This window comes from Paenibacillus sp. FSL R7-0331 (genome assembly GCF_000758645.1).
GTDB classification, from domain to species: Bacteria; Bacillota; Bacilli; order Paenibacillales; family Paenibacillaceae; genus Paenibacillus_AQ; species Paenibacillus_AQ camerounensis.
Genome location: NZ_CP009284.1, coordinates 1,550,893 through 1,576,221 on the forward strand (window position 1 = coordinate 1,550,893; position 25,329 = coordinate 1,576,221).

The 25,329-nt window shown below is 49.7% G+C and carries 21 protein-coding genes; 17 read left to right on the plus strand and 4 right to left on the minus strand.

What is annotated here, in order from left to right:
* The first annotated feature begins 31 nt into the window (after positions 1 to 31).
* From R70331_RS06660 to sigK, 11 genes are all read left to right on the plus strand, one after another.
* The gene (locus R70331_RS06660) at positions 32 to 958 is read left to right on the plus strand and encodes an ABC transporter ATP-binding protein (RefSeq protein ID WP_042173925.1); all 927 of its coding nucleotides are present in this window, start codon (positions 32 to 34) and stop codon (positions 956 to 958) included.
* A complete protein-coding gene (locus tag R70331_RS06665) occupies positions 951 to 1,715 on the plus strand; it encodes an ABC transporter permease (RefSeq protein WP_042173927.1) in 765 nt (254 codons plus the stop codon). The genes R70331_RS06660 and R70331_RS06665 overlap by 8 nt, the downstream gene beginning before the upstream one ends.
* Before the next feature lie 264 nt (positions 1,716 to 1,979).
* Positions 1,980 to 3,665: a cache domain-containing sensor histidine kinase gene (locus R70331_RS06670; RefSeq protein ID WP_042173929.1), complete on the plus strand. Its 1,686-nt coding sequence runs from the start codon at positions 1,980 to 1,982 to the stop codon at positions 3,663 to 3,665.
* Between the two features lie 14 nt (positions 3,666 to 3,679).
* Positions 3,680 to 4,555 carry a response regulator transcription factor gene (locus R70331_RS30365; RefSeq protein WP_052418947.1) on the plus strand — a complete coding sequence of 292 codons (876 nt, stop codon included), beginning with the start codon at positions 3,680 to 3,682 and terminating at the stop codon, positions 4,553 to 4,555.
* Between the two features lie 121 nt (positions 4,556 to 4,676).
* A complete protein-coding gene (locus R70331_RS06680) occupies positions 4,677 to 6,035 on the plus strand; it encodes an ABC transporter substrate-binding protein (protein ID WP_042173931.1) in 1,359 nt (452 codons plus the stop codon).
* 4 nt (positions 6,036 to 6,039) lie between these two features.
* A complete protein-coding gene (locus R70331_RS06685) occupies positions 6,040 to 6,948 on the plus strand; it encodes a carbohydrate ABC transporter permease (RefSeq protein WP_331281501.1) in 909 nt (302 codons plus the stop codon).
* Between the two features lie 11 nt (positions 6,949 to 6,959).
* On the plus strand, positions 6,960 to 7,814 hold the full coding sequence (locus R70331_RS06690) for a carbohydrate ABC transporter permease (protein WP_042173933.1): 855 nt from the start codon (positions 6,960 to 6,962) through the stop codon (positions 7,812 to 7,814).
* A gap of 25 nt (positions 7,815 to 7,839) precedes the next feature.
* Positions 7,840 to 8,799, plus strand: coding sequence for a uroporphyrinogen decarboxylase family protein (locus tag R70331_RS06695; RefSeq protein WP_197071397.1), 960 nt, complete (start codon positions 7,840 to 7,842; stop codon positions 8,797 to 8,799).
* A gap of 22 nt (positions 8,800 to 8,821) precedes the next feature.
* A complete protein-coding gene (locus R70331_RS30370) occupies positions 8,822 to 10,156 on the plus strand; it encodes a Sapep family Mn(2+)-dependent dipeptidase (protein WP_052418948.1) in 1,335 nt (444 codons plus the stop codon).
* Between the two features lie 137 nt (positions 10,157 to 10,293).
* The gene (locus tag R70331_RS06705; protein WP_042173936.1) at positions 10,294 to 11,112 is read left to right on the plus strand and encodes a PP2C family serine/threonine-protein phosphatase; all 819 of its coding nucleotides are present in this window, start codon (positions 10,294 to 10,296) and stop codon (positions 11,110 to 11,112) included.
* Positions 11,113 to 11,251: 139 nt separating this feature from the next.
* Positions 11,252 to 11,953 carry an RNA polymerase sporulation sigma factor SigK gene (gene sigK, locus R70331_RS06710; protein ID WP_039870896.1) on the plus strand — a complete coding sequence of 234 codons (702 nt, stop codon included), beginning with the start codon at positions 11,252 to 11,254 and terminating at the stop codon, positions 11,951 to 11,953.
* A gap of 116 nt (positions 11,954 to 12,069) precedes the next feature.
* Here the strand turns inward: sigK and R70331_RS06715 are convergent, their stop codons facing one another.
* Both R70331_RS06715 and R70331_RS06720 read right to left on the minus strand, forming a co-directional pair.
* On the minus strand, positions 12,070 to 13,617 hold the full coding sequence (locus R70331_RS06715) for a response regulator transcription factor (protein WP_042173938.1): 1,548 nt from the start codon (positions 13,615 to 13,617) through the stop codon (positions 12,070 to 12,072).
* A gap of 22 nt (positions 13,618 to 13,639) precedes the next feature.
* On the minus strand, positions 13,640 to 15,427 hold the full coding sequence (locus tag R70331_RS06720; protein ID WP_042173941.1) for a sensor histidine kinase: 1,788 nt from the start codon (positions 15,425 to 15,427) through the stop codon (positions 13,640 to 13,642).
* Positions 15,428 to 15,577: 150 nt separating this feature from the next.
* Here R70331_RS06720 and R70331_RS06725 point away from each other — a divergent pair, with 150 nt between their 5' ends.
* The 5 genes from R70331_RS06725 (at position 15,578) to R70331_RS06745 (ending at position 21,418) form a co-directional block, all read left to right on the plus strand.
* A complete protein-coding gene (locus tag R70331_RS06725) occupies positions 15,578 to 16,933 on the plus strand; it encodes an ABC transporter substrate-binding protein (protein WP_231576418.1) in 1,356 nt (451 codons plus the stop codon).
* Between the two features lie 85 nt (positions 16,934 to 17,018).
* Positions 17,019 to 17,900: a carbohydrate ABC transporter permease gene (locus R70331_RS06730; RefSeq protein ID WP_042173943.1), complete on the plus strand. Its 882-nt coding sequence runs from the start codon at positions 17,019 to 17,021 to the stop codon at positions 17,898 to 17,900.
* Positions 17,897 to 18,799 carry a carbohydrate ABC transporter permease gene (locus tag R70331_RS06735; protein ID WP_081947503.1) on the plus strand — a complete coding sequence of 301 codons (903 nt, stop codon included), beginning with the start codon at positions 17,897 to 17,899 and terminating at the stop codon, positions 18,797 to 18,799. The genes R70331_RS06730 and R70331_RS06735 overlap by 4 nt, the downstream gene beginning before the upstream one ends.
* Positions 18,800 to 19,051: 252 nt before the next feature.
* Entirely contained in the window at positions 19,052 to 19,690 is a 639-nt protein-coding gene (gene pgmB, locus R70331_RS06740; RefSeq protein WP_042173945.1) for a beta-phosphoglucomutase, read from the plus strand.
* Positions 19,691 to 19,711: 21 nt separating this feature from the next.
* Complete coding sequence (locus tag R70331_RS06745) at positions 19,712 to 21,418, plus strand: glycoside hydrolase family 3 protein (protein ID WP_042173947.1); 1,707 nt, start codon at positions 19,712 to 19,714, stop codon at positions 21,416 to 21,418.
* Between the two features lie 57 nt (positions 21,419 to 21,475).
* Here R70331_RS06745 and R70331_RS06750 read toward each other — a convergent pair whose 3' ends face one another.
* Complete coding sequence (locus tag R70331_RS06750; RefSeq protein WP_052418950.1) at positions 21,476 to 22,678, minus strand: helix-turn-helix domain-containing protein; 1,203 nt, start codon at positions 22,676 to 22,678, stop codon at positions 21,476 to 21,478.
* A 24-nt stretch (positions 22,679 to 22,702) separates the two neighbouring features.
* Positions 22,703 to 23,662: an AraC family transcriptional regulator gene (locus tag R70331_RS06755; protein ID WP_052418951.1), complete on the minus strand. Its 960-nt coding sequence runs from the start codon at positions 23,660 to 23,662 to the stop codon at positions 22,703 to 22,705.
* 234 nt (positions 23,663 to 23,896) lie between these two features.
* Between R70331_RS06755 and R70331_RS06760 the strand changes: the two genes are divergently transcribed.
* Positions 23,897 to 25,282, plus strand: a complete 1,386-nt coding sequence (locus R70331_RS06760; protein ID WP_269322286.1) for an MFS transporter — start codon at positions 23,897 to 23,899, stop codon at positions 25,280 to 25,282.
* Positions 25,283 to 25,329 lie beyond the last annotated feature (47 nt).

A 25,329-nucleotide genomic window follows, 5' to 3' on the forward strand; every position in this document is an offset into this window, starting at 1 on the left:
CTGTTAACCTAAGGCTAAGGAGGTGCGGAACATGACTGATTGTATTATTGAAATATGCGGACTTACCAAACGATATAAATCGAAAGCGGCCGTGCTGAATGCCGAGCTCAAAATATACAGGGGTGAAATTGTCGGCATCATCGGTAAAAACGGTGCAGGCAAATCGACACTGCTGAAGATGATCGCAGGACTGGTGTATCCTACATCGGGCGAGCTGCATTTTTTTAACCGTGCTCCGGCCGGGGACCAGTCTTTTTTTGAGCGGATGGGTGTGCTGATTGAGAATCCGGGACTTTACCTGAATGTATCGGGTTATGAGAATCTGAAGCTGCTGGCTATAGCTTATGGACTTAAGGATAGTAACGCCAGAATAGAGGAATTATTGCAGCTGGTGGGGCTGGACGGTAGCCGTTCAATAAAAGTGAAAGGGTATTCCATGGGGATGAAGCAACGGCTGGGTATCGCAGTCGCTCTGCTCGGTAACCCGGATGTGCTGATTCTGGATGAGCCGATTAATGGTCTCGATCCGCAGGGAATTATGGAGATCAGACAGCTGATTCTGGAGCTGAACAAAAAGGGTCTGACGATCCTTATTTCCAGCCATATTCTAGAGGAGCTGTCCAAAATAGCATCAAAGTATGCCATTCTCCATCAGGGTGAGATTGTCGAGGTGATCTCCAGGGAGGAGCTGCAGCATAAGTGTGAGGAACGGATCGAGATCAGTGTAGAGGAAGCCAAGACGGCAATCCCTGTATTGGAGCGGGAACTGAACCTTATGAGGTATAAGGTGATCGACAGCCGGAATGTGTATGTATATGACACGGATATCACGATCCGCCAGATTACAAAGGTGCTGGTTGAGCATGGAGTTATGGTCGATTCCATAGCGAAGCACAAGCAGAGCCTGGAGCAATACTTCCTGGAACGGACAGAAAGAGCGGGTGAACACCATGCTTAATATTCTAAAAATGGATTTCTACCGTTTTGTGCGGAATCGGATAATGTATCTGCTGCTTCTGGTGTTCTGTGCCTTCCAAATCTTTGGTATCTTTATGACGAAGCAATATGCGCAGGAGATGGAGAATGGCGGTATTTCGGTCAGCAGCCTGAATGAGAGTGATTTCATCCAATACACCATATCGCAGCCGCCCTCCTGGATGCTGGTGTACATTGCGGTGTTCAGCATTTTTTTCTACACAAGCGAATTCAGCTCAGGCTTTCATAAAAATTACATCCCGATGCACAGAGCCAGAATTCATTCGGTATGCTCAAAAATAATGGTGCTCGCAGCGTTTGTTGCTATGCTGTTCCTGACCATGCTTATTGCCGACTGGATCGGGAGAACGCTGTTTTTTGAGAATACCAGCCTTGGAGATCCTGTGTACCTAATGAAGCTGCTGATCAGCCAATTTATGCTGCACTGGGCGTTCTCCATTCTAATACTCTATATTGTTATGGTCGTTAAAAATCTCCTGGTCAGTCTGACTGCCGGATTTGTTCTGGCATTGAATGTGGCAGGCATGGCCCTGTCTGCGCTGGAATCGCTGGTCCAAGGCCTGCATCTGTCGAAGTACCTGCTTATTAACACTATTGTCCGGGTAAAAGACTTCAATAATGCAGCAGATATCCTGCATACGGCAGCGGTTGCGGTAATCGTCATCCTTGTATTTAGCTTCCTTGCGGTCCGTTATAAGCTGCGTGAGGATTTGAATTAAAGGATTCTCGTATACGGTAAGGCACAGTGTTCTCCGGGAGGGAGAGCCGCTGTGCCTTTTTTAGCTGCATCAAACATGAAATTCAGCCTGTAAATATCTGTTTTTTATAAAAAAAACGGTATTCTCCACAAAACTTACAGCTTAATAGAGGTTATAATGATTCATAATTACATTAGAAGACATGACAACACCCTTAATCCAAGTATAATGATGTGTATACTTAAATTTCATTGCAGTAATTTCCTTGCAGGAAGAGGACGGGATATGAAGAGGTTCAAGATCAGATACAGGCTGTCCTTGTTCATTATTATCGGTGTTTTATCGACCACTTTGCTTGGCATTATGTTCGTATACCGGACTCAGGGTTTATATGAGGAAATGATCTATCAGCAGACAGCGGAGAAATACCTCCTGTACTCTCAGCGGATGGAAGAAAAGATGAAGGAAGTCGACCAGCTTTCACTGCTTATCATGGCTGACGGAGAGGTTCAGCGGGCGCTCGCCAATATCGCACAGTCTCATACAACCTTCAACTCTTATGAATATGCGAAGCTGCTGGCGCGCAAGCTGGCCGCATATGAGCTGTCCGGTCATACCGTTCCATCCATTTTCGTCTCCGATCAGCATCAGGTTATTCACAGCGGAGGTCCGCTGCTGGAGGCTGTACAGCCTGCCCAGCTTAAAGAATATGAAGGGTATGCCGCACCTTATAAAGGGGCGAGCGTCTGGACGGGCAGTGAAGAATCCGGCAAGCTGTTTGTGTCCCTGCGTGAGGTCAGACAAATTGAACAGCTGAGCCTGAAAAAACTGGGGATGGTTGGTATTCAGGTACCGGCTGAAAAAATAGTTCACGAGTCGTACAACGGGATGTACCGAGGATCGTCAGCGCTGATTATTCAGGCCCAGGGGCAGACGGTCTACAGTGATTTCACTTACGATCCGCTGCCGGTGCCCCGGCAGCCTTCCGCCAAAGGCTACGACGTTATTACTATAGAAGGGGAAAAGTATCTGGTTGCTTCCTTTACCCTCAGTTATACAGGCTGGACCTTTATTCATCTGTTGCCTTACGGCGTTATCTTTGAACGGCTGCGCGAGATCAAGATTACATTAATCCTGATATACAGTGCAGTATGCGGACTGCTGCTGTGCCTGGGCTGGAAGTTTTCCGGCAGCATTACCAAGCCGCTGGAGGGGCTGACGGCCAAGATGGCCCAGGTGGCAAAAGGGAATTTCATCGTGGAGAAGACAGCTAAGCCGGACAACCATGATGAAATCTGGCTGCTGGACCGCAGCCTGGACCGGATGACCCTCAGGCTCAATGAGCTGATCAATGAAAACTATGTCAAGCAGATGAAGCTGAAGGAAGCGGAATACGATATGCTGAAGGCTAAGCTGAATCCGCATTTTCTGTATAATACGCTGGATTCGATTAACTGGCTGGCCCGCATTAACGGGCAAGCGGCGATTTCCGATATGATCAAGGCGCTCGGTGATTTGCTGCGGGCGAGCATAAACAGCAAGGAGATGAACACGCTCGGTGAAGAGCTGGAGATCATTCGCAAGTATATTGCGATTCAGCAATTCCGGTTTGAGGACAGGCTGGTCTGCCAGATTGAGATTGATGACAGATGGCTTGAGCTGTCTGTGCCAAGCATGATTTTGCAGCCGATTGTAGAGAACTGTATCAAATATGGTGTAGATGCCCGCACGGGCATATGCCGGATTCATATCGGCGCTGAGCAGAGGGATCAGGAGCTGATCGTGACTATTAAGGATCACGGTTCGGGTGATACCGATCCGGCAGCAGCCGGGAGCCCGGCCGGGGGTTTTGGACTGACAAGCATTAATGAGCGGCTATGGCTGCTGTACGGCGAAGCATTCGGGGTGACGCTGCTGGAGGATGCAGACGGCGGGACTACGGTGCAGCTTACAGTTCCTTTGCCGGTATAAAAGGAGGGCTACCCATGACAGAGATGATGAAGGCATATCTAGCGGACGATGAACGTTATATCCGAACAGGAATTACACAGCTGGTTCCCTGGAATGAGCTTGGCTTAACCTTGACCGGAGTAGGGGCGGACGGCCAGTCTGCCTATGAGGATATTGTGGTCCAGCAGCCGGATATTGTCATTACGGATATCAAAATGCCTTACATAGACGGTATTGAGCTGATCCGCCGGATTTCAGCCGAGCTGAAGCATACCCGGTTTATCGTATTATCCGGTCATGCCGAGTTTGAACTGGCGGCACATGCGATGCGTTACGGGGTGAAGCATTATCTGCTCAAGCCATGCGATGAAAGGGAGATTACCGCCATATTGCAGCAGCTGATCCGGGAGATCCGTGAAGAGCGGGCAGACCGGGAGGAGCTTGCGGGTGATGCTACGCTGCGTACACAGCTGATGAAGGTCCGTTCCGTGGAGGAGATGCAGCGGCTTGTCCGGTCACGGTGGCCTGAGCTTGAGGCGGAGAACGGACAGAAAGAAGCAGAGTTCGGCCCGCAGCGGCTTGTTGCGCAGATGAAGCTGATTATCGAAGAAAATCTGGGCGAATCCGAGCTGTCCTTACAGTGGCTGTCGCAGCATCATCTGTACCTGCATCCGGAGTACCTGGGCAAATTATTCCGCAAGCACACGGGCGAGCGGTTCACTTCGTATTTGACAGCAAGACGGATGGAGCGGGCCAAGGAGCTGATCCGCAGCTTCCCGGATATGAAGATGTATGAGGTTGCTGCGCGGGTAGGCTTCGGTACAGATCAGCAGTATTTCGGAAATGTGTTTAAGAAAAAGGTCCGGATGACTCCGATGGAATACAAGAAGCAGAATTGGACCTGGAATTAGTGCAGTAGGGATATCTTTTTTTTACAAGAACTGATCCGTATTTTCTCTTACCTGAAGAAATGTGAAGCAGTACAATTACAATACCAAGTAAACAAATGAGATAAGATAGGAGATGTTGAGGATGAAAAGAAAGTTATTCAGTTTAGGTTGGCTTATGCTGGTAGGGATGCTGGTTCTGTCAGCGTGCAGTTCTTCAGGTACAGCTAATGCACCGGTGCCTTCAGCAGGAAGCGGGGAGAAAGCTGCCGATGCTGCAGCAGCAGACCCGGAGCAAATCACGCTGCGTATGACAATCTGGGGCTCGACACAGCTGACAACCGAAAAGAATAACGCAGTGGTCAAGCTGTTTGAGGAGGCCCATCCGAATATCAAGGTAGAGGTGGAGAACTACGCGGGCGATATTTATTTTGAAAAGCTGAGCATTATGGCTGCGTCTAACAACCTGCCTGATATTATACGGATTGATTATGCGCAAATCCAGAATTATGCAAAACGGGGCCTGCTGCTGCCGCTGGATGCCTATGTAGCCGACAATACCATTGATTTGCGGAACATCGATCCGGTGCATACGGACAGCGGCAAAATCGATAATGTTCTCTATGGATTAAACATCGGAAATAACGCACCGGTAATGTTCTACAATCCAGAGCTGCTTGCGGAAGCCGGTGTTGCGGAGCCGGGCAAGGATTATACGTGGGAGCAGTATGCCAAGGATATGGAGACCATCCACAGCAAGCTGGGCATATACGGCGATACCCACCTCGGAGGACAGGTATTTGAAGTGTGGCTCAGACAGCACGGGACCAAATGGTACAACGATGAACAGACAGCTCTGGGCTATGACGATGATGCTCTCTTTGCAGATTTCTTCAACATGCAGCTGGACTGGCAAAAGAAAGGAATCATCAGCTCTCTTGGTGAGGAGCTTGAGGTTAAGGGACTTGAGGATGGACCTTATGCCAAGGGGCAGGCTGCCTTTGGCTCCGGATTAGGCTACTGGAGCAATCAGGCAGATACTTTTGTAACAGCGCTGAATGGACAAAAGCTCGGCTATGCCATGTATCCGGGTTCAGGTGACGGCAAAGGCATGTATATCAAGCCTTCCTTCTTCCATTCCATCGCAGGCAATTCCAAGCACCCTGATGAAGCAGCAGCTTTTATCGAGTTCTATACCAACAGCATTGAAGCAGGGCGGGCCCTTAACGGATATTTTGGTATCCCTTATGACCCTGAGGCCATTGCCGGCATGCAGGATGTACTGTCTGACACCCAGAAGGACATCATCAGCTATCTGGAGACAGTTAAGCAAAATTCCAGCGCAATTGATAAGCCGAATCCTTCCGGCCATAGCGAAGTAAGCCAGCTGTTTAAAAACTTCAGTGAGCAGATTTTCTATGAACAGATTTCACCGGAAGATGCGGCAGTCAAATTCCGGGAACAGGCTAATGCCATTCTCACCAAGCAGCTAAAAAATCCATAACGGGGTGAGCAGGTTGCGGCAGAGCAAACAGATCCGCTTGTACAGATATGAGACATTACAGGGCTATCTTTTTATATCCCCCTGGCTGCTTGGCCTGCTGTTGTTTACAGTTGCGCCGATGCTGGCATCGCTGTATCTGGCTTTTACCAACTACAATATATTAACAGCCCCGCAATGGGCGGGGCTGGATAACTTCAGGCAGATGTTCACCGGTGATGAGCGCTACTGGAAATCCTGGCGGGCGACACTTGTGTTTGTGTTCGGCGCAGTGCCGCTGCGCCTGCTGTTCGCTCTGGCAACAGCCATGCTGCTTAACCAGAAGATCAAATTGCTCGGTTTGTTCCGCACCGCCTATTATTTGCCGACGCTGCTCGGCGGGAGTGTGGCGGTTGCGGTGATCTGGCGGCAGCTGTTTGGCAGCAGCGGTGCGCTTAATTCCTTGCTGGAGTCATTGTTCGGCATTAACTCGGATATATCATGGATTACCCATCCGGCCACGGTTATGTATTCGTTAATCGGCCTGTCTGTCTGGCAGTTCGGCTCGGCGATGATTATTTTCCTTGCCGGGCTTAAGCAGATACCGCAGTCGCTGTATGAAGCGGCTGCCATTGACGGGGCGGGCTTACGGCACCGGCTGTTCAATATTACGCTGCCGCTGCTCACCCCGGTGCTTTTATTCAATCTGATTATGGGGATTATCAACGGCTTCAAGGTATTTACTGAAGGCCTGATCATCACAGGCGGCGGCCCGTTTGATAAAACGCTTTTTTATGTGCTGTATCTCTATGAGCAGTCCTTCCGCTACTACAATATGGGGTATGGTTCTGCCATGGCATGGATGCTGCTGGTGGTTATCGGCTTGTGTACGGGCGTGCTTTTTGCCACCTCCCGCAAGTGGGTGTTCTATGAGTAGGAGGAATCAATATGAATTCGCCGGTTAGGCTTGGGAGATGGGGAAGACGGGCATTGCTGTACATCATTATGGTTCTCAGCAGTCTGGTGATGCTGTATCCGATCCTGTGGATGGTGTCCAGCTCCTTCAAGAACAGCAGTGAAATATTTGTGAATGCCCACCGTTTAATTCCCGCCGATTTCACCCTTAGAAATTATGTGGAAGGCTACAATGGCTTCTCCGGGCATACCTTTACTGTCTTTTTCAAAAATTCATTTATTATAACACTCGCTTCGCTGGCCGGGACGCTTGCTTCTTCGACGCTTGTAGCTTACGGCTTTGCCAGAATCCGCTTTAGGGGCTCAGCGCTCCTGTTCGCGGTCATGCTGGTGACCATGATGCTGCCGGGAGAAGTGCTCACCATTCCGCAATACATTATGTTTCAAAAGCTGGGCTGGGTGAACACGTTCGCGCCGCTGATCTTTCCTTCCTTTTTTGGCGGTGCCTTCTTTATCTTTCTGCTGGTGCAGTTTATCCGCGGCTTACCGGCTGAGCTGGATGAATCGGCCAAGATTGACGGCTGCGGACATCCGGGAATCCTGTTCCGTATTCTGCTGCCGCTGCTGGTCCCGCCGCTGGTAACGGCCGCAATCTTTAAATTTTATTGGACCTGGGATGATTTCTTCAGCCCCTTGCTGTATTTGACCAAGCCGGAGCTGGCGACTGTTTCCCTTGCTGTTAAGAATATGTCGGACAATTCCTTCGGCACGAACTGGGGAGCTGTGTTTGCAATGTCCGTGTTGTCGCTGCTGCCGGTGCTGCTGATCTTTTTCCTGTGCCAGAGATATATTATTGAAGGAATCAGTACAACCGGACTGAAGGGCTAGCCCATATAGAAGGAGAAAAGGGACAATGACAGAAATGAACAAACATGAACGGGTCAAGGCCGCACTGGACGGCAAAGCGGTAGACCGTCCGCCGGTCAGCTTCTGGTTTCACTATTTCGATGAGCTGCGTGTAGGAGAAGCCTGCATACAGGCGCATGCCGACTACTACCGGCAGACAGATATCGACTTTATTAAAGTGATGAGTGACGGCTATTTCGAATATCCGGTTCCGGACACGATCAGAGAGGCGGGGGATTGGCTAAACCTGAAGCCGCTGGAGCCGTCCCATCCTTACATCCGGGAGCAGATTGAGCGCGCACGCGGTATCCGTGAGGCGACAAACGGGGAATGCCCGGTCTTCTATAGTGTGTTCGCCCCGTTCTCATCGATCCGCTTCGGAACAGCCAATGATCTGGTCATGCGGCATCTGACACAGAATCCGGAGGCAGTAATACATGCACTGGATGTAATTGCAGAGAGTAATGCGCTGCTGGCGGAGCTGCTGATTACCGAAGGCGGCTGTGACGGGATCTATTACTGCCTTCAGGGAGGGGAACAGAGCCGCTTTACCGCCCGGCAGTACAAGGAATGGATTACACCCAGCGACCGTAAGGTGCTGGAGCATGCCAACCGGTTCAGCTCTTACAATCTGCTGCATTTCTGCGGATGGGCCGGCGTGAAAAATCATTTGGAGGTGTGGCGGGATTACCCGGCTAAAGCGGTTAACTGGGCAGTATCGGTGGAAGAAATGAGCCTGCGCCAGGGACAGGATTTCTTCGGCGGCAAAGCGGTGATCGGCGGCTTCGATAACCGTCCAGGAAGTGTACTCTATACGGGAAACAAGGCGGAGCTCGATGCAGGAGTTCAGGACATTATGAAGGACTTTGCCGGTAACGGGCTGCTCATCGGCGCAGATTGTTCGCTGGAAAATACCATTGATCCCGGGCAGATCCGCAAGGTGGTTATGGCGGCTGCTGGGAAATGACGTCTGAAAGGAGAGACGGGCAATGAGCTACATCGGAGCTAAGGTCAGGGCTTATGAACAGCAAATGATCGCGCAGCTTCAGGCGCTAATCCGGATTAACAGCGCCGCCTCCGAACCGCTGCCGGGAATGCCGGAAGGCCAGGGGGTTGCTGAAGCGTTGGCATTTGTACTGCAGCTGGGCCGGGAGCTTGGCTTCCGGGTACGTTCAGTGGACGGCTATGCCGGTCATATCGAGTATGGGGAAGGGGAAGAAATGGCTGCGGTGTTAACCCATGTAGATACTGTGCCTGCGGGAGACGGCTGGACTTATCCGCCGCTGGCGGCACAGATTGTGGACGGCAACATTTATGGCCGCGGCGCCTCCGATAATAAATATGCTGTTATTGCGGCTATATATAGTCTATACGCGCTTAAGGAGGCCGGAATTAAACCGAACAGGCGCTTGCGGGTAATCTTCGGGACCAAGGAAGAAACGGGCATGACGGATATGGATTATTATTTTGCCAGGGAACCGCTGCCGCTCTATGGCTTCGTGACGGACGGCCCTTATCCGATCTGCAATGCAGAGAAGGGCTCCATTGTGCTGGAGCTTCAAGCGGAATTTCCGGCACAGGCTCAGTGGCTGGAAGCGGACGCCGGACTTGCTCCGAATATGGTGCCGGATTATGCCTGCGCTTCGCTGCATGGTGCCGGCGGGGAGACGGAACGGCTGGAGGCTGCTGGCCAGCCTGGGCATGGCGCTTATCCGCATGGCGGCCGTAATTCGATAACCTTGCTGATCCGGCAGCTTACCGGCAGGCTGCCGGAGTGGACGGCTGCAGGGGAACTGCCTGCCGCAGCTGCTTTGCTGACGTTTGCCGACCAGCAGATTGGCGCTGAACTGGATGGCCGTTCGCTTGGCATAGCCTATGACGACAAAGAACATGGAGCAGTGACCGTAAATGTGGCGCTGCTCCGCCTGTCCCGAACCAGTGCCCGGCTGACCCTGGATATCCGCTATCCGGCGGGTATGGATGGTGACAGTATCTTTCATTCGGTGCGCGGGCAGGCTGAGCAGTCGGGCTTAAGCGTGCATCTGCGCAAGCATTTACCTGCACTGTACGTAGACCCTGAAAGCGAACTGATCCGCCGGCTCGCCCGGGCTTACGAGACCGTTATCGGGGAGACAGCAGTACTGATCTCAATGGCCGGCGGTACCTATGCCAAGAAGCTGCAGAATACCGGCGTCATCTTCGGCCCGGCGTTCCCCGGCGCCCCGCCGACCCGCTATCACCAGGCCGATGAGCACATCGGCATAGACCAGATGCTGCTTCATGCAGAGGTGTGCACCCAAGCGTTGTATGAGCTGTCGAGGTGAAGAACGGCTATAACTGTAAAGTTACTGTGACCCAAGCGGATGAGCTTGGGTTTTTGGCTTGGGATACAATCCTTTAGATGATTTCCACAAGATTCCATGTATAATAATTTAAAATCAAATGTGGCTGGAGGAACAGTATGGAACACGAGGTATTTAAGTTCAGCTGGGTTGGCAGTGATGATATGTATTTAGATGATTTGTCGACAGTTACTTATAAAAGTATGGTCATTGGCCGTTATGGCGGGAGTACTACAGCAGGAGCTGACAAAAATGAAGACGGTGTCTATGTATTAAATGAACCGGACGGCAGCTGGGAATTCGTCATGCTCTTAGATGCGCATAAAACTGCAGAAAGTGCGGATTTGCTGATCAACACAATCGACAGTGAGGCCGGTGGAATGATCAAGCTTCTTTCCCTGCCGGTTAACAAAGCATTTGCTGCGTTGGAAGAGTTCTTGTTGTCTATTTTCAAGTCGGAGGCTTTCTTAAAAAAGTGCAGGCAGGTTAACGGAGAGACGGCATGCCTGATCTGCTGCAGGAAAGAGAATTTCTTATGGTGGCTGTCCGTGGGGGATAATTCCGTATATCTGCTTCATCCTGATTTGGCTGCCCGTGGCCAATATGTATTGAACCAGCGTAATTTCTACGAATGGGTAGGCCGCGTAAACACATTTGATCAGCCAGTGCCCTGCTACTCTTCGGGAATCCGTGAGCTGCGCAGCGGACTTAACCGGATCGTAATGACTACGGATGGTCTTCTGGAGAATGGTGCAAGGTTACTTGAAGACCCGAATAAGCTGTATCTTGCATTCACTGCAGAAGCAGATCTTGAGAAGTGTGTGAAGGATTCTTTATTGCAGGTGCATCAGGAACAAGGCCGGGACAGCGCCACCGTTATCGCTTGGAGTTATAACAATTATAGGACAGCTGTAATGCCAAGTGATGAACCGCGTTAGTTAACAGGTTACAGGCCCGTACCTATTTCACCCGTACATGCACTTCTGGGCACTAACCCACATACAATAAAAGGACCATGAACCCGTAGTTCTCATCATAGACCGGTTTCATTGTACATGTGCGGGAGGTGTCGCCAAGTTGCCAGGGATCATAAGTACAATCGCGCTGCTGATTAAAGAGTTAACGCTGCTGGTGTCGTATGTTAGAAACAATGCTTTTCCACAACCACTCTCCGAACAGGATGAAAGCAAATACTTAGGCATGATGGCTGAGGGAGACGCCAAGGCTAGAAATCTGTTAATTGAACATAACCTGCGGCTTGTTGCCCATATAGTCAAAAAATTCGATAACACCGGCGAAGACATGGAGGACCTCATCTCCATTGGAACGATTGGGCTGATCAAGGCTATCGAGAGCTATCGGCCAAACAAGGGAACGAAACTCGCCACTTTTGCCGCCCGATGTATTGAAAACGAAATCCTGATGCACCTCCGTTCGCTGAAAAAAACACGGAAAGACGTGTCTCTCCACGATCCGATTGGGACAGACAAAGAGGGAAACGAGATCACATTGATTGATATCCTCGGCTCGGAAACCGATGATGTGATTAAGGAAGTGGATTTGAAGATCGAGAAGAGCAAGATCTACCGGAATCTCGATATTCTCGATGAACGGGAGAAGGAAGTCGTGGTAGGGCGGTTTGGTTTGGACACCGGCGGAGAAGAGCGGACACAGCGGGAGATTGCGAAGGACTTGGGGATAAGTCGCAGCTACGTGTCGCGGATAGAGAAGAGGGCGCTCATGAAGTTGTATCATGAGTTTTATAAGGCGAAGCGTTAAGTATAGATTTGTATATATTAGATTTAGATTAGTGAAGCAGACTGCATGGTGCTCATTGGAAAATGAGCCCATGCGGTTTTTTATTTTAATACCTTACAGCTCTAACTGATATCAGGCTACACCTTGTCCAGCTTTCGATACTCCTCCGGTGTATATCCGGTCATCTTCTTGAACAGGCGAAAGAAGTATTTGGCATTATCATAGCCGAGAGTTTTGGCAATCTTATAAACCTTCTCATCGCCTTCCCGCAGGAGTCTCTTCGCACGTTCCATGCGCAGTCTGTTGACATAATCTATCAGATTATCACCAGTCTTCTCCTTGAACAGATGGCTCAGGTAGCTGGGGCTGATAAAAAACAGATTGGACAGATGCTCCAGTGAGATAGAAAAGTCAATATTCTTGTCAATATACAACTTTATATTGTCGATGATACTCGGTGAGGCGTAGACAGATTGTTCCTTTAGCAGCTCGGCGGAGGAGGTAAGTACTGTAACAAAATAAGTACGAATTTCCTCGGCATCAAAAGAGACTTTCAGCACGGCTTCAAGACTGGAAGAAGACTGCTGACTATTCTCTACAAGGAAGTAGGCCGAGAGAAGGGCTCTGACTTCAGCTATAATGAGTCTGCAGTTCTCTTTGAGCTGCTGGATACTAGCGGCGGGCTGGCCCCGGTAAAATTCAAAGTAATTATGCACCATCTCACTAACTTTGTAAGAATTCCCTGACTCGATGAAAAACAGCAGGTTACGCTGACCTCCCCACATCTCGCCCATTGGTGGACGAGAGTCCTGGCGGTATTCATACAACTGCCCCTGGTCGGCGACGGCACGGCGGTTTAGGGCTGCTGTCGCTTCTTCGCGCGCTTCGGGCAGTTCCGTTAATACTGATTTGACGCTGCTGATGCCGATGCAAATCTGAGGACCAGCTTCGGCAATATAACTCCGGGCATCTTGCGCGGCCAGTTCAATAGTGTCTGCCAAGTTCAGCCCGGCATCGCACAGCCGCAGAGTGAATGCGAGCTTCCGGTTTTGCGGGTGCGGCAGGAACAGCAGATGGGACTTGGCAATAATGGGCTCCTGGTCTTTAAACCCATCTGGGTTGTACAATGCCAGAAGTACCATCCGGCAGTTGGCCGTTATCTCCCTCACTGGAGCGGATCTGAATACCGGCGGCTTGTCAGTCGGGTAATTTCCGATAATGTAATGCAGTAGCGCCTGCAGATCTCCCAGCACACTAAGCTGTTCTGCTTCCCTTGTGATATTCTGCGCTGCTGCTTTGGCGGATTGTTCACTTTCCAGAGCAGCGACTGCTTTGGAAATCGCTGTCCGGATCTCATCTCTATTGAACGGTTTCAGCAAATAGTGTACAGCCCGTGCAGAGATGGCTTCCTGCATGTATTCGAAATCGGAGTGTCCGCTGATGACTATGATTTTTTTGTCCGGAAAGTCACTTTGCAGACGTCTTAACAGCGACTTTCCGTCCATGACCGGCATCCGCATATCAGTAAAGATAATCTGTGGGTCCACCGCGTCTATCATCTCCAGGGCATCCTCGCCGTTGTCTGCTTCCCCGAGAAAGTCAAGTCGCTCGTCCACTGCAGTGATTTTCTTGAGCAATCCCTGCCGGATGAGCGGTTCATCGTCAACGATGATGAATGTGTACATGGCGCTATTGCCTCCTTGTTTGTTATTTAGCCGGGAGTATAAGCGTGATGGCAGTACCCACGGCAGGTTCGCTGGTGATGCTCAAGCCGAAATCCTCACCGTAATAGAGGGCTATGCGGGAGTGCACATTTTTAATGCCGATGCTTTGCTTGCTGCGGTGTCCAATGCCCATAAATTCCGGCGGTTGCTGCAGTAACGCATGAATTTCGGCTAACCGGTCTTCAGAGATGCCAATGCCGTCGTCGCGAATCTCGAAGATGACACAATCCTCCTCGGGCTCAAGCCTGCCATTCAACCAGACGGTGCCGCCGCCCTTCTGATTCTCAAGGCCGTGGTAGATTGCATTTTCCACCAGAGGCTGGAGGATCAGCTTCAGAATTTTGACTTTCTCTACCTCTGCCCCGATCTCTTTGACGAAACGGATTTTACTGCCATAACGGATCTGCTGGATTGCCATATAGTTATCGACATGCTGCAGTTCTTCACGGGCAGAGACCAGCTCGCTGTCCGTTTTGATGCTATAGCGGAACATATCGCCAAGCGCCTTGGTCATAATGGCTATGCTCTCGACTTCCTCGATTTCAGCAATGCTGTTGATCGATTCCAGCGTGTTGTACAGGAAATGCGAGTTAATCTGCGCTTCCAAAGCTTTCATCTGCGAATCCATTGTCAGAATCTTGTTCTGGTAGCTTTCCCGGATAAAATTATCGATGTCCTGCATCATTTTGTTGTATTCGGTGTAGAGGAAGCTGATTTCATCCATCCGTTTGGGCTTGATGTCGGTAGTGATAAATTTGTGGGCTTTGTTCTTGCGCATAATGACGGCCAGGCGCGTTATCGGCTTGGTAATCCAATTGGACAGGAGTACGGACAACAGAATGAAGATAACGGCACAGGTTAGGGAAATATAGATTATCAGCTTACGTGATATACCATAGTTCTCGTACAGCTCAGTAAGCGAAATATTGGCGATGACGGTCCAGTGGTATACCGGTAGCCGCTGAATGACCGTAAGGGTATCCCTGTTATAGAATTCCGACTCATTGCCCGTCATGGCCTCGGTTCTCGTAATCAGGTCTTGCGGCAGACGGGCTCCCGGGCTTGGACCGGTACTGTCATAAATGATGTTGCCGTTGTCGTTAGCCAGGACGAAGTAACTTAGGTTAGGGACCGCATCGCTGCTAAGACCCTTAAAGATATCAAGACTGCAATCCAGCATGAAGATACCGAGGAATTGTTGGGTGTTCATATCGTATAGTGCACGGGAGAACACGACTGACGGTTCAGAATGGATAATATATGGCTTGATTCCTGGTTCTCCGATATAGAGCTGGCCCTTGTTCGCGATAGTCTTGTGGTACCAGTCATCAGCGGAGGGAGCATAATCCACCTGCAGCTCTGCCCCGTAGCTGATGTTCTTGCCGTCGGGTGAGAACAGGTAAATACCGTTGACGTAGTCGTAGCTTAGGAGGAGATTCTCGAATATCAGCTTAAGCTTGTTCTGGATGATGAAGATATCATAGGCATCGCTGGTTTTCGCCAGCTTTTTGAGTTCGTCGCTGACAGTACTGTATGCAGTGGCACTGGATGACTGCTGCTGGAGTGTAAGAGAGATCCGTTCAATGTTGCTGAAAATATCCTCTATGCCCTGGACCGTATTATGAACCGTATTCGAAGCTACGAGCGAGGTTTGCTGATTGACCAGTTCAGTATAACTGCGGTATGAATTATAGGTTACGATGACAATAGGAATGACGGAAACTAGGACAAGCACGAGAAAAAGCTTGGTTTTGAGATTGAAAAAAGTCATGCTTGCCGCCTCCTTCTCCCTGATCTAAAAATAGTGCACCCTGATTGCAAAAGTAATTATACCGCTTACAATATTAAAATAACAATACAGCAGCAGGATATGGCTGCTGCCAAAAAGGAAATAGTACAGGAAAACAGGGAGGTTATACAAGTGAAGAGACGGACCAAGAAACGGACAGGAACGCTGGTGCTGGCAATGCTGCTGGCTGTACTGGCCGGATGCGGATCGAATAACGGGGCAAACAGCGGCAGTGAAAATGCAAGCGCTTCAGCTCCGGCAAGCAGCAGTACTCCAGACAGCGGCAAGAAAGTGACGCTGACCATGATGGTCTCCGGCACCAAGGCGCCCGACGGTCAGGATTTCGCTCTCGACATCATGCCGAAGCTGGTGCAGGAGAAGTTCCCTAATGTGACGCTGGAAACCTCAAAGCTCCCGGATGAGCAATATTTTACTTCTATCCGGACGAAGCTGGCTTCCGGCAAGGGACCGGATATTTTCTGGGTATTCCCCCGAAATGCATCTCTTGGGGTGCTTGATATGGCTAAAGCCGGCTATGCCGCCGACTTGTCTGATCTGACCTTCTGGGACAAGATCAGCCAGGGAGCCAAGGAAGATATGTCTTATGAGGGCAAACCTTACGGCATTGCGGGCGGGCTAGATTACCTTGGAGTGTATTACAACAAGGAGTTGTTCACCCAGGCGGGCATTACGGAAATGCCGCAGGATTGGCCGGCGTTCCTCGAAGCGTGCCAGAAGCTGAAGGATGCAGGCATTACACCGATCTCCCTGGCAGATAAGGATCCATGGTTCCTCCAATTCGGCATGTATCAGATCGCTGCAAATGAGGTCTATCCGGATGAAATGGACTTTGATACCAAGCTGCAGGCTGGTGAGAAGTCATTAACCGATCCGAAGTGGGTGGATACCATTTCCAAGATGAAAGAGTTGTATGACAAAGGCTTTGTCATTAAAAATTCGCTGGGTCTCGGCAGTGCCCAGGCTGCACAGCAGTTCGTCGACGGCAAAGCGGCAATGATCTTTGACGGTACGTGGGATTACGCAACAATGACAGCCAAAGGAGCGGCTGAATTTACCCGCGGTTTCTTCTCACTGCCGGCCAATGAGCCAGGACAGCCTACTTATGTCTCCGCCGCCACCGCCGCCGGATTCGCATTAAACGCCAAATCGGAGAACCTGGATATCGCCAAGCAAGTGATGAATTACCTGTTCGACGGACAGTCTGATCTCTTCAAGGCTTGGACAGAGTCTAACAGCTCGATCAGCGTTTACGAAGGCGTGCCGCTCAACCATGAGCTGTTCAAAGAAGTCAATGATTCCTACCTGAATGAAGGCAAGTCGGTCTACTTCCCGAACCAGATGTGGCCGACCGGCGTAGCTGAGGAGATGGAAGCGAAGTTCGCCGAGATTATCGGCGGCCGCAAGACCACACCGGAACAGGTTACCGAAGCCATGGACGCCAAGTTCAAAGAATTGTGGAAGAAATAAACGACAGATAGAATGTTCGCCGGTCCGGGCTTTTGACCGGTCTGGGCTGGCGGACATCAGTTTTACAGGGAGGGTGGAACACCAGATGAATTCAACTGTGATGAAAAAATCGTTGTACTTGTTCGCGCTGCCGGCGCTGGTATTTTACTTGCTGTTCTGGATTTTTCCGATTGGCAAGCTGTTTCAATACAGTGTGACCGACTTTAACGGTTATGCACAGACGTTTAACTATATTGGTTTTGATAACTTCAGGGATCTGTTTCAAGGAGGTACGTTAGGCAATTCCATAAGTAACACGCTGATTTATACCATTGTCAGCGTCGTCGCCGGTAACCTGATCGGGCTTGGCCTGGCGCTGCTGCTTAATATGAATATCCGGGGCAAAGGCTTTTACCGCTCCATATCCTATATCCCTACGCTGTTCAGTGCGATTGTCGTCGGTTTCATCTGGAGTTATGTGTACATGCCGGACAGCGGGATGATTGCGGCCTTTCTGACCAAGCTTGGAATACCCAGCGATAATCTGAATTTTCTTGGCAGTTATTCCACGGCGCTGTACTCGATAATTTTTGTGGAGATCTGGAAGAACGTCGGTACAACGATGATTATCTTCCTGGCCGGCCTGCAGACGGTTCCGAACGATCTGCTGGAGGCTGGAAGAATTGACGGGTGCGGCCCCTTCAAGCTGCTGCGTTATGTAAAACTGCCGCTGCTCGCCACCTCCATCACCATTAATACAACACTAAGCTTAATCAACGGGCTTAAAGCGTTCGACTTTCCGTTTATTATGACCAATGGCGGACCAGGAACTTCAACTAACACCCTGATTTACTCCATATATAAAATGGCATTCACAGAGCAAATGTTCGGTAAAGCCTCAGCACTGGGAATCATTTCGTTCCTCATCATAATCGTCATTACGGCTGTGGCCGTGCTTCTGATGAACCGGAAGGAGGTTTCAGCATGAGCAGCGGAGCATTCACAGGCAAGATGCTGGAGCAGGAGCCGGCCCGCCATACTGGCAAGTCCGGCAAAGCCGCCGGATGGTTTAAATCGGGGCTCGTGCAATTCGTGGTTATTGCTATTATGGTGCTGAATCTGATCCCTCTGGTTATTGTCCTGTCCACATCCCTCCGGTCGCCGGACAACAATACTAACCCGCTGAATCTGTTCAACGAACTTTCATTCTCCAGTTACCGGGATGCCTTCGAACGGATGCATTTCGGCTCAGCTTTTATGAATAGTGTTGTGCTGACCGGCATTTCCGTAGTGCTTGTCGTAATTCTCGCTGCTATGGCTTCGTATCCGATGGCACGGATTCAGAGCAAATGGAGCCAGTTTCTCTACCTGTTCTTCCTCGCAGGTCTGGTTGTGCCGGGACAGATGGTTTTGATACCCATTGTGCAAATGATTAACAGCATGGGGATTCCCAGTACGAAATACACACCGATTCTGATGTTTGTGACCTGCAGTCTGCCGTTCTCAACGTTCCTGTACACCGGCTTTATCCGCAGCGGTGTGCCGGTCGAGGTCGAAGAGGCGGCGCATATTGATGGGGCGGGGCTGCTGCGCCGGTTCTGGACGGTGGTGTTCCCGCTGCTAATTCCGGTAACAGTCTCGGTCATTATTACCCAAGGTATCTGGATCTGGAATGATTACTTCTTTAATATGACCTTTATCTCCAAAGCGGCCGATTCTCCACTTCCCTTGGCAATGCTGGGCTTCATGGGCGATCAGCAGAACCCGACCCAGTGGAACGTCTTGTTCGCTGCATGTATGCTGTGCGCGCTTCCGCTGTTGATCGCATTCTCATTCCTGCAGAAGTATTTTGTCGGCGGGCTGACGGTGGGATCGGTGAAGGGATAAGCAATATACATTTCACTATCTGATCAATATCAAATGAACAGCGGCAATTCTCCTGAACCCCACAGGAAGAATTACCGCTGTTTGTTGTTATATGCAATTCTACCGGATGTTACAATGCCAACTCAGGTTTGTTTTTTAGATATCTGAAATGTACTATTTCAATCGGATAAATACTATTTCACCTTCGAGTTTTTCAGTATCGTTGCACATAGCAAGATCAATCTACTTAAGAGGAAGGAGAATAAACAGGGCATGATTAAAGCTGTCATTTTTGATCTGGATGGCGTTATTGTCTCCACGGACGAATATCACTACCAGGCCTGGAAGCAAATCAGCGATGCCGAAGGCATCCCATTTGACCGGGAGGCCAATGAAAGGCTACGCGGCGTAAGCCGGATGGAGAGTCTCGAGCTTATTCTGGAAAAGGCATCAAAAAGGTATACAGAAGAACAGAAGCTGGCGCTTGCCGAGCGGAAAAATGTGATCTACCGGGAGCTACTCAACCGCTTAAGCAAAACGGATATCCTTCCGGGTGTAATGAAATTAATTACAGCGCTTCAAGAGCGTCATGTCTTGACCGCCATCGGTTCTTCCAGCAAGAATACGCCCGTCATTCTGAACAAGATTGGGCTCGAAAACGTCTTTGATGCGGTTGTTGATGGTAACGATATCAAGAATAGCAAGCCTGACCCGGAGGTGTTTCTTCTGGCTGCGGAACGCTTAAGAATTTCCCCGGAGGACTGTATAGTCGTGGAAGACGCTGAAGCCGGAATTGCGGCCGCCCGCGCGGCCGGGATGAAAACGGTAGGTGTAGGGGCGGCTGCAGGGCTTTCAGGATTAACGGTTGCCGCACTGAGTCTGGAAGGCGTTTCTGTCCAGAAGATCATTTAATGAAGAGAGGGAATAAGCAAGATGACGGATTTAAAGGCTAAACCGTTTTATTTACAAGATGAGGATATTGAATGGGTTAATCAAACACTGGCAGGCATGACGCTTGATGAGAAAGTGGGGCAGCTGTTTTGTCTGATTGCTTATACAAGCGAAGAAGAGCAACTTAGAAGCTTGGCGCGGGATGTTAAAGCCGGAGGGGTAATGTGCCGTCCGATGCCAACTGCCGAGGCCATGGATACGATTCGGATTCTCCAGGAGAATTCTAAGATTCCCATGCTGATTTCTGCTAATTTGGAAGCGGGTGGCAACGGTATTGCGGTCGAAGGCACCCGTGTCGGGTCACATATGCAGATTGCCGCTACGGAAGACGATAGCCTGGCATATAAAGCGGGAGCGGTATGCGGACGTGAAGGCTCAGCCGTAGGTGCGAACTGGGGGTTCGCTCCGATTATTGATATTGACTATAATTTCCGCAATCCGATTACCAATACCCGCACGTTCGGTTCCGATCCGGAACGGGTACGCCGGATGGGCGCAGCTTATGCCAAAGGAATGCAGGATCATGGCGTCGCTGCATCGGTCAAGCATTTTCCCGGTGATGGTGTAGACGAGCTGGATCAGCATCTGGCCATCTCTATCAACGGACTGTCAACTGCAGAATGGGATCAAACCTATGGAAAGGCCTATGAACATGCGATCGGAGAAGGTGCGCTGACAGTTATGATCGGGCACATTATGCAACCAGCTTATTCGAGATACTTCAACCCGGCCCTCACGGATGAAGAACTGCTTCCGGCTTCGCTGTCCTACGACTTGACTACCCGGCTGCTGAAGGAGAAGCTTGGCTTCAATGGTCTTGTGGTCACAGACGCTTCATCCATGGCAGGAATGGTAATTCCGATGCACCGCTCCAAAGCCGTTCCCCAGGCTATTGCTGCGGGCTGTGACATGTTTCTCTTCACTCGGAATATGGAGGAAGATCTGTCCTACATGAAGCAGGGGATTGAGGACGGGACAATTACACCAGAACGCCTGGAAGATGCGCTGCGCAAAATTTTAGCACTGAAGGCTTCACTTGGACTGCACCGCAAGAAGCAAGACGGTACACTGATTCCAAATCTGGAAACGGCCCGGCAGATACTTGCTGCCGAAGAACACAAAGCCTGGGCACAGGAAATTGCGGCGCGCAGCATCACCCTTGTCAAGGAAGAGGGAGGGGTGCTGCCTTTGTCCCCCGCAAAGCACAGACGGGTGCTCCTGTATCCGCTCCAGTCCGGGCAAAGCTATTTTGCAGCGGCAGCTGATAATTCCATTACGGAATTTAAACAACTGTTGGAGCAGAAAGGATTTGAGGTCGAGCAGTTTAATCCCAGCAAAGGGATGGAAGGATTACTGAAGGCGTATCAGGATTATGTCGACCAATATGATGTCATCCTCTATGTAGCTACTCTCGCTACGAAGAGCAATCAAACAACGGTGCGGATCGAGTGGGCTCAGCCCATGGGCGCAGATGTTCCGGTATTCCAGGCCGAAATTCCGACAGTGTTCATCTCCCTGGAGAATCCGTATCACTTGCTTGATGTCCCAAGAGTAAAAACGTTTATCAATACTTATGGCACCTCAGATATTGTGCTTCGGGAGCTTGTCGATAAACTGACCGGAAACTCAGAATTTAGAGGCATTAGTCCAGTGGATCCATTCTGTGGCAGATGGGATGCCCGTATATAATTGTAACGAAACGGTACGACGCTCGAAGGCGCGTACCGTTTTATTTGTAGCTACGGATTATACGGAATAGCCACGGGAACGGAATTGCTTGGGAGTACACCCGGTAGACTTCCGGAAATTTTTGATGAAGTGGCTTTGGTCGGTGAACTTGAGCCGGCTGCAGATATCTGTCAGAGATAACTCAGAATACAGCAGCAGCTTCTTGGCTTCTTCAATCCTTTCCTGCCTGATGTAGACGCCAAGTGGCACGCCGACTTCCTTTTTAAATTGTTTGGACAAATACTCCGGATGCAGGTTGACGATGGCAGCCAGCTCGCTGGGAGAAGGCGCTTCGTATATATGGTTATAGATGTACTCCCGGCAAATGTTAATAACCTTGGAATAACGTAATAATTGTGTATCCTTTACCCGTTCCACAAGATCAAAATAGCATTGATAAATAACCTTACTGATCTCTCCATCATTACTGCAGGCTTCAGCCTGCTGGATATACAAATCACTTAGGGTATAGGCGATCTCTGCTGGTATTCCGCCTTCGATAGCAGCATGGGTCGCCAGTGTGATTCCGCAAATCGCCAGGTTGATCTGGTTGCGCAGCGGACTGCGGATAGAGGTTGTCCCCAGCCTTGCCCGGTTAAAGTCCGTAAACCATAGATTCAGATCGGCCCTGCGCCCCTCCTTGATATAGCGCATCATCTCCTGGGACCAGTCGGACGGGTGGTGTAACCTTAGTTCTTCTCTTTGGTTGGAGAGGCTGCGGCTCAGGGTTGACTCTGAAACATTAGGAGCTTCTAACGATGTTTCGCCACTGATTTCAAAGGCAACGTCTGACAGATTGAGCTCCTGCCCGTACAACATATACATAGCCAGTTGCACATAATGAGTAGCCTTTTTTTGCGAAATGACAGGCAATGGTGAGGGTGAGGAGTTGGCATCGATATATGGCAATCCATGAATGGATAATTGGAATGGACCAATGATTGTCCACTTGTGGAGCGGCCCCCGGGAAGATTCCGGCAGCACGATGAAAGTCTCACCGGATTCCAGGATTCGGATCACTGGCTTGCCTGCCGTATCGCGAGATAGACATAGCTGTTCAATCCGGCTCTGCAGAGAGCGGTGAAACACTGACTCAGCGTTGAACTGCTCCACAGCATTTTCTTGCCGGTCAAAATGTACAACAGGCAATTCTAATGTATCGCGCAGGATTTGGGCGGCAAAGCCGCCCTTCATTGGTAAATATATATTTTGCGCAGACAATTGCCTCTCCCTCCTTCCTGTCCATTAACTCATTTTCATCTGCTGTTTCCGGTACTTTGCTGGCGTTAAGTTAAAGTTCTCCAGAAAGGTCCGGTAGAAGAATCCCAGGCTTTGATAGCCAACTTCATGAGCGATCTCCTCAATGCTGGTGTTCGTATTAGCCAGAAGCGAAGCGGCATGCAGCATGCGCTGAGTTTTAATCAATTCTATGAAGGTTTTCCCCGTCTTTTTTTTCAGCAGATTGCCTAGATAATTGACATTATAATTGAATGTACCGGCCAGCTCTGCCAATGAGCAGGTCCTGTAGTTCTGTTCGATATATTTAAGAATCTGAACCAGATTGAATTTGGCCTCCGGATGGCTTTCCTGATTGGTGTGATATGTAAACACCCGCATCAATTCGGTCATACTGATCATCATATATTGGTAAAGCATCTCTTGAGAGTAGAGCTGCGGTTCAAACGCTTCACACATCATATTCTGCATAAACATATGAAAATGCTCGTGTGACTGGGATTCGAACAGGATATAGCGGTTGTGATTAGTACTGTCAGACAGCGCATTGACCATAAAATGGGACAGGATGCCCTTTTCACTGAATCGGCTTAAAGCATTGGTGAAAATACTGGGCTTCATCAATATATTGACAAGAATATCATTCTCGCCCATGGGCTCTATGCTATGCAGAACCTCTGTATCCAGCAGGCAAACTTGACCTTTCTCCAGCAGAATCCGCTGTCCGTTAATCCATTGAATACAAGTTCCGGAGTAAATATAATTCATTTCTATAAAATTATGAAGATGCAGCGGCATAGGCGCAAAGCGGTTATGCTTGCGGACGTGAATGGGGCCCTCCTGAAAAAAGACATCGTCCGGCATGCGGAAATACTCATTATTGGTGCCTTGCCAATCCAGCGGCCATACATCGTTGATATTTACCTTAGTGATTCTTTGCTGTTCTTCAACCGGGTTAATGCTTCGCAAATGAAGGTCAAGCTCTTGGTAGTTCAGGCCGCTTCTCCTCCTTATTAGCCGATATTCTATGCAGATACAGTATACCTGTAAAAAGGATAAAAAGAAACGTGCTTAGGCAATTGTCCCTTTCTGTCGAAAACGCTTTAATATAAATAAGGCTGATAAAATGAGATATTATTCAGAAGGTTTTATGGGGATTTTATCAAGTGCCGACAGATCTTTAGACAGATGGGGTGGAGAAGATTGGGAGCTGTAAAAAGCGTAATAGGAAGTAATGGTCCTCAGGATAATTCCTTAGCCAAGATCAGTTTCGGAGAAAAGCTTGGTTATGGTGTAGGTGATATGGCCAACAATCTGATCTGGACAGCCATGTCCATGTTTGTGACCTATTTCTACACGGACGTTGCAGGGCTCGCAGCCGGTGCAGTTGGCACCATGTTTCTGATTGCACGCGTTCTGGATGCGTTTGTTGATGTTGGTGTCGGAACAATGGTTGACCGTACAAAGAGCCGGTACGGTAAAGCCCGTCCATGGCTGCTTTGGATGTGTATTCCGTTCGGCATAGCGGGGGTGCTGCTGTTCACTGCTCCTGATTTGAGCGCAGCCGGGGCTTTGGCTTATGCCTATGTCACTTATCTGCTGATCAACATTATTTATTCGGCCATTAACATTCCTTACGGTGTGCTCAGCTCAATGATCACCCAGGACCCGTACCAGCGTTCGCTGCTGAATATCTTCCGGATGGTTATGACCCTGATCGGTATTCTGATTGTCTCCACCGGTACCTTGAAATTTGTCGAGTTATTCGGCGGCGGCAAACATGGTTGGACTTGGACCTTCGGGGCATTCGGTTCCATTGCGGTTATCCTGTTTATCATTACGTTTCTCACGACCAAGGAGCGTGTGCGCCCGGCTGTTGTGGAGAAGCAAATCCCGTTCAAACGCGGACTGGGGGCATTGTTCCGCAACAAATATTGGGTGATGATACTGCTCCTGAATACGCTCTTCTATGGAATGCAGGCAGTAACCTCGGCGGTCAATGTCTACTATGCCCAATATCTGCTTGGCAACAAGGATTTGGTCGGACTGCTGTCTATTGTGCAGCTGATACCCATGATGCTTGGTCTGCTGCTGCTTGCGCCGATCATTAAACGGTTTGGCAAACGAAATGCTGCACTAACCGGGATGGGGCTAATGGTTATCGGCAGTCTTATCCCGACGATCGACCCGGATAGTTTAACCGTAGTTATAATCGCAACGGTTGTTAAAGCGCTTGGCCAGGCTCCGCTGATGGGCACAATCTTTGCTTTTACAGCCGATACCGTGGATTACGGTGAGTGGAAGACCGGCATGCGTACCGAAGGCTTGATCTTCAGCGCTTCCAGCTTCGGAGGGAAGACGGGCACCGGCTTCGGCGGTGCAATGGTGGGCTGGATTCTGGCCTTCAGCGGTTATGTCGGCGGACAAACTGCTTTGTCGGGAGCAGCTTCTCAGGCTATTCAGTTCCTGTACATCTTCCTGCCGGCCATTTTATGTGCATTATGTGCCGTTATTCTATGGTTCTACAGGCTCGACAAGGAGTATCCAAAGATACTGCTGGAACTGCAGGAAGTCAAACAAATGGGCTGAGAATTGGTGCGAATGAAGTTATAAATATCTGATTCATACATTTAGGA

Excerpts from the sequence above, each read along its gene's own strand:
- R70331_RS06665 (WP_042173927.1), top strand. The coding sequence starts at position 951 with ATGCTTAATATTCTAAAAATGGATTTCTACCGTTTTGTGCGGAATCGG.
- R70331_RS30365 (WP_052418947.1), top strand. The coding sequence starts at position 3,680 with ATGACAGAGATGATGAAGGCATATCTAGCGGACGATGAACGTTATATC.
- R70331_RS06735 (WP_081947503.1), top strand. The coding sequence starts at position 17,897 with ATGAGCAGCGGAGCATTCACAGGCAAGATGCTGGAGCAGGAGCCGGCC.
- R70331_RS06680 (WP_042173931.1), top strand. The coding sequence starts at position 4,677 with ATGAAAAGAAAGTTATTCAGTTTAGGTTGGCTTATGCTGGTAGGGATG.
- pgmB (WP_042173945.1), top strand. The coding sequence starts at position 19,052 with ATGATTAAAGCTGTCATTTTTGATCTGGATGGCGTTATTGTCTCCACG.
- R70331_RS30370 (WP_052418948.1), top strand. The coding sequence starts at position 8,822 with ATGAGCTACATCGGAGCTAAGGTCAGGGCTTATGAACAGCAAATGATC.
- R70331_RS06730 (WP_042173943.1), top strand. The coding sequence starts at position 17,019 with ATGAATTCAACTGTGATGAAAAAATCGTTGTACTTGTTCGCGCTGCCG.
- R70331_RS06690 (WP_042173933.1), top strand. The coding sequence starts at position 6,960 with ATGAATTCGCCGGTTAGGCTTGGGAGATGGGGAAGACGGGCATTGCTG.
- R70331_RS06705 (WP_042173936.1), top strand. The coding sequence starts at position 10,294 with ATGGAACACGAGGTATTTAAGTTCAGCTGGGTTGGCAGTGATGATATG.
- R70331_RS06670 (WP_042173929.1), top strand. The coding sequence starts at position 1,980 with ATGAAGAGGTTCAAGATCAGATACAGGCTGTCCTTGTTCATTATTATC.
- R70331_RS06660 (WP_042173925.1), top strand. The coding sequence starts at position 32 with ATGACTGATTGTATTATTGAAATATGCGGACTTACCAAACGATATAAA.
- R70331_RS06745 (WP_042173947.1), top strand. The coding sequence starts at position 19,712 with ATGACGGATTTAAAGGCTAAACCGTTTTATTTACAAGATGAGGATATT.
- R70331_RS06695 (WP_197071397.1), top strand. The coding sequence starts at position 7,840 with ATGACAGAAATGAACAAACATGAACGGGTCAAGGCCGCACTGGACGGC.
- R70331_RS06720 (WP_042173941.1), bottom strand. The coding sequence starts at position 15,427 with ATGACTTTTTTCAATCTCAAAACCAAGCTTTTTCTCGTGCTTGTCCTA.
- R70331_RS06715 (WP_042173938.1), bottom strand. The coding sequence starts at position 13,617 with ATGTACACATTCATCATCGTTGACGATGAACCGCTCATCCGGCAGGGA.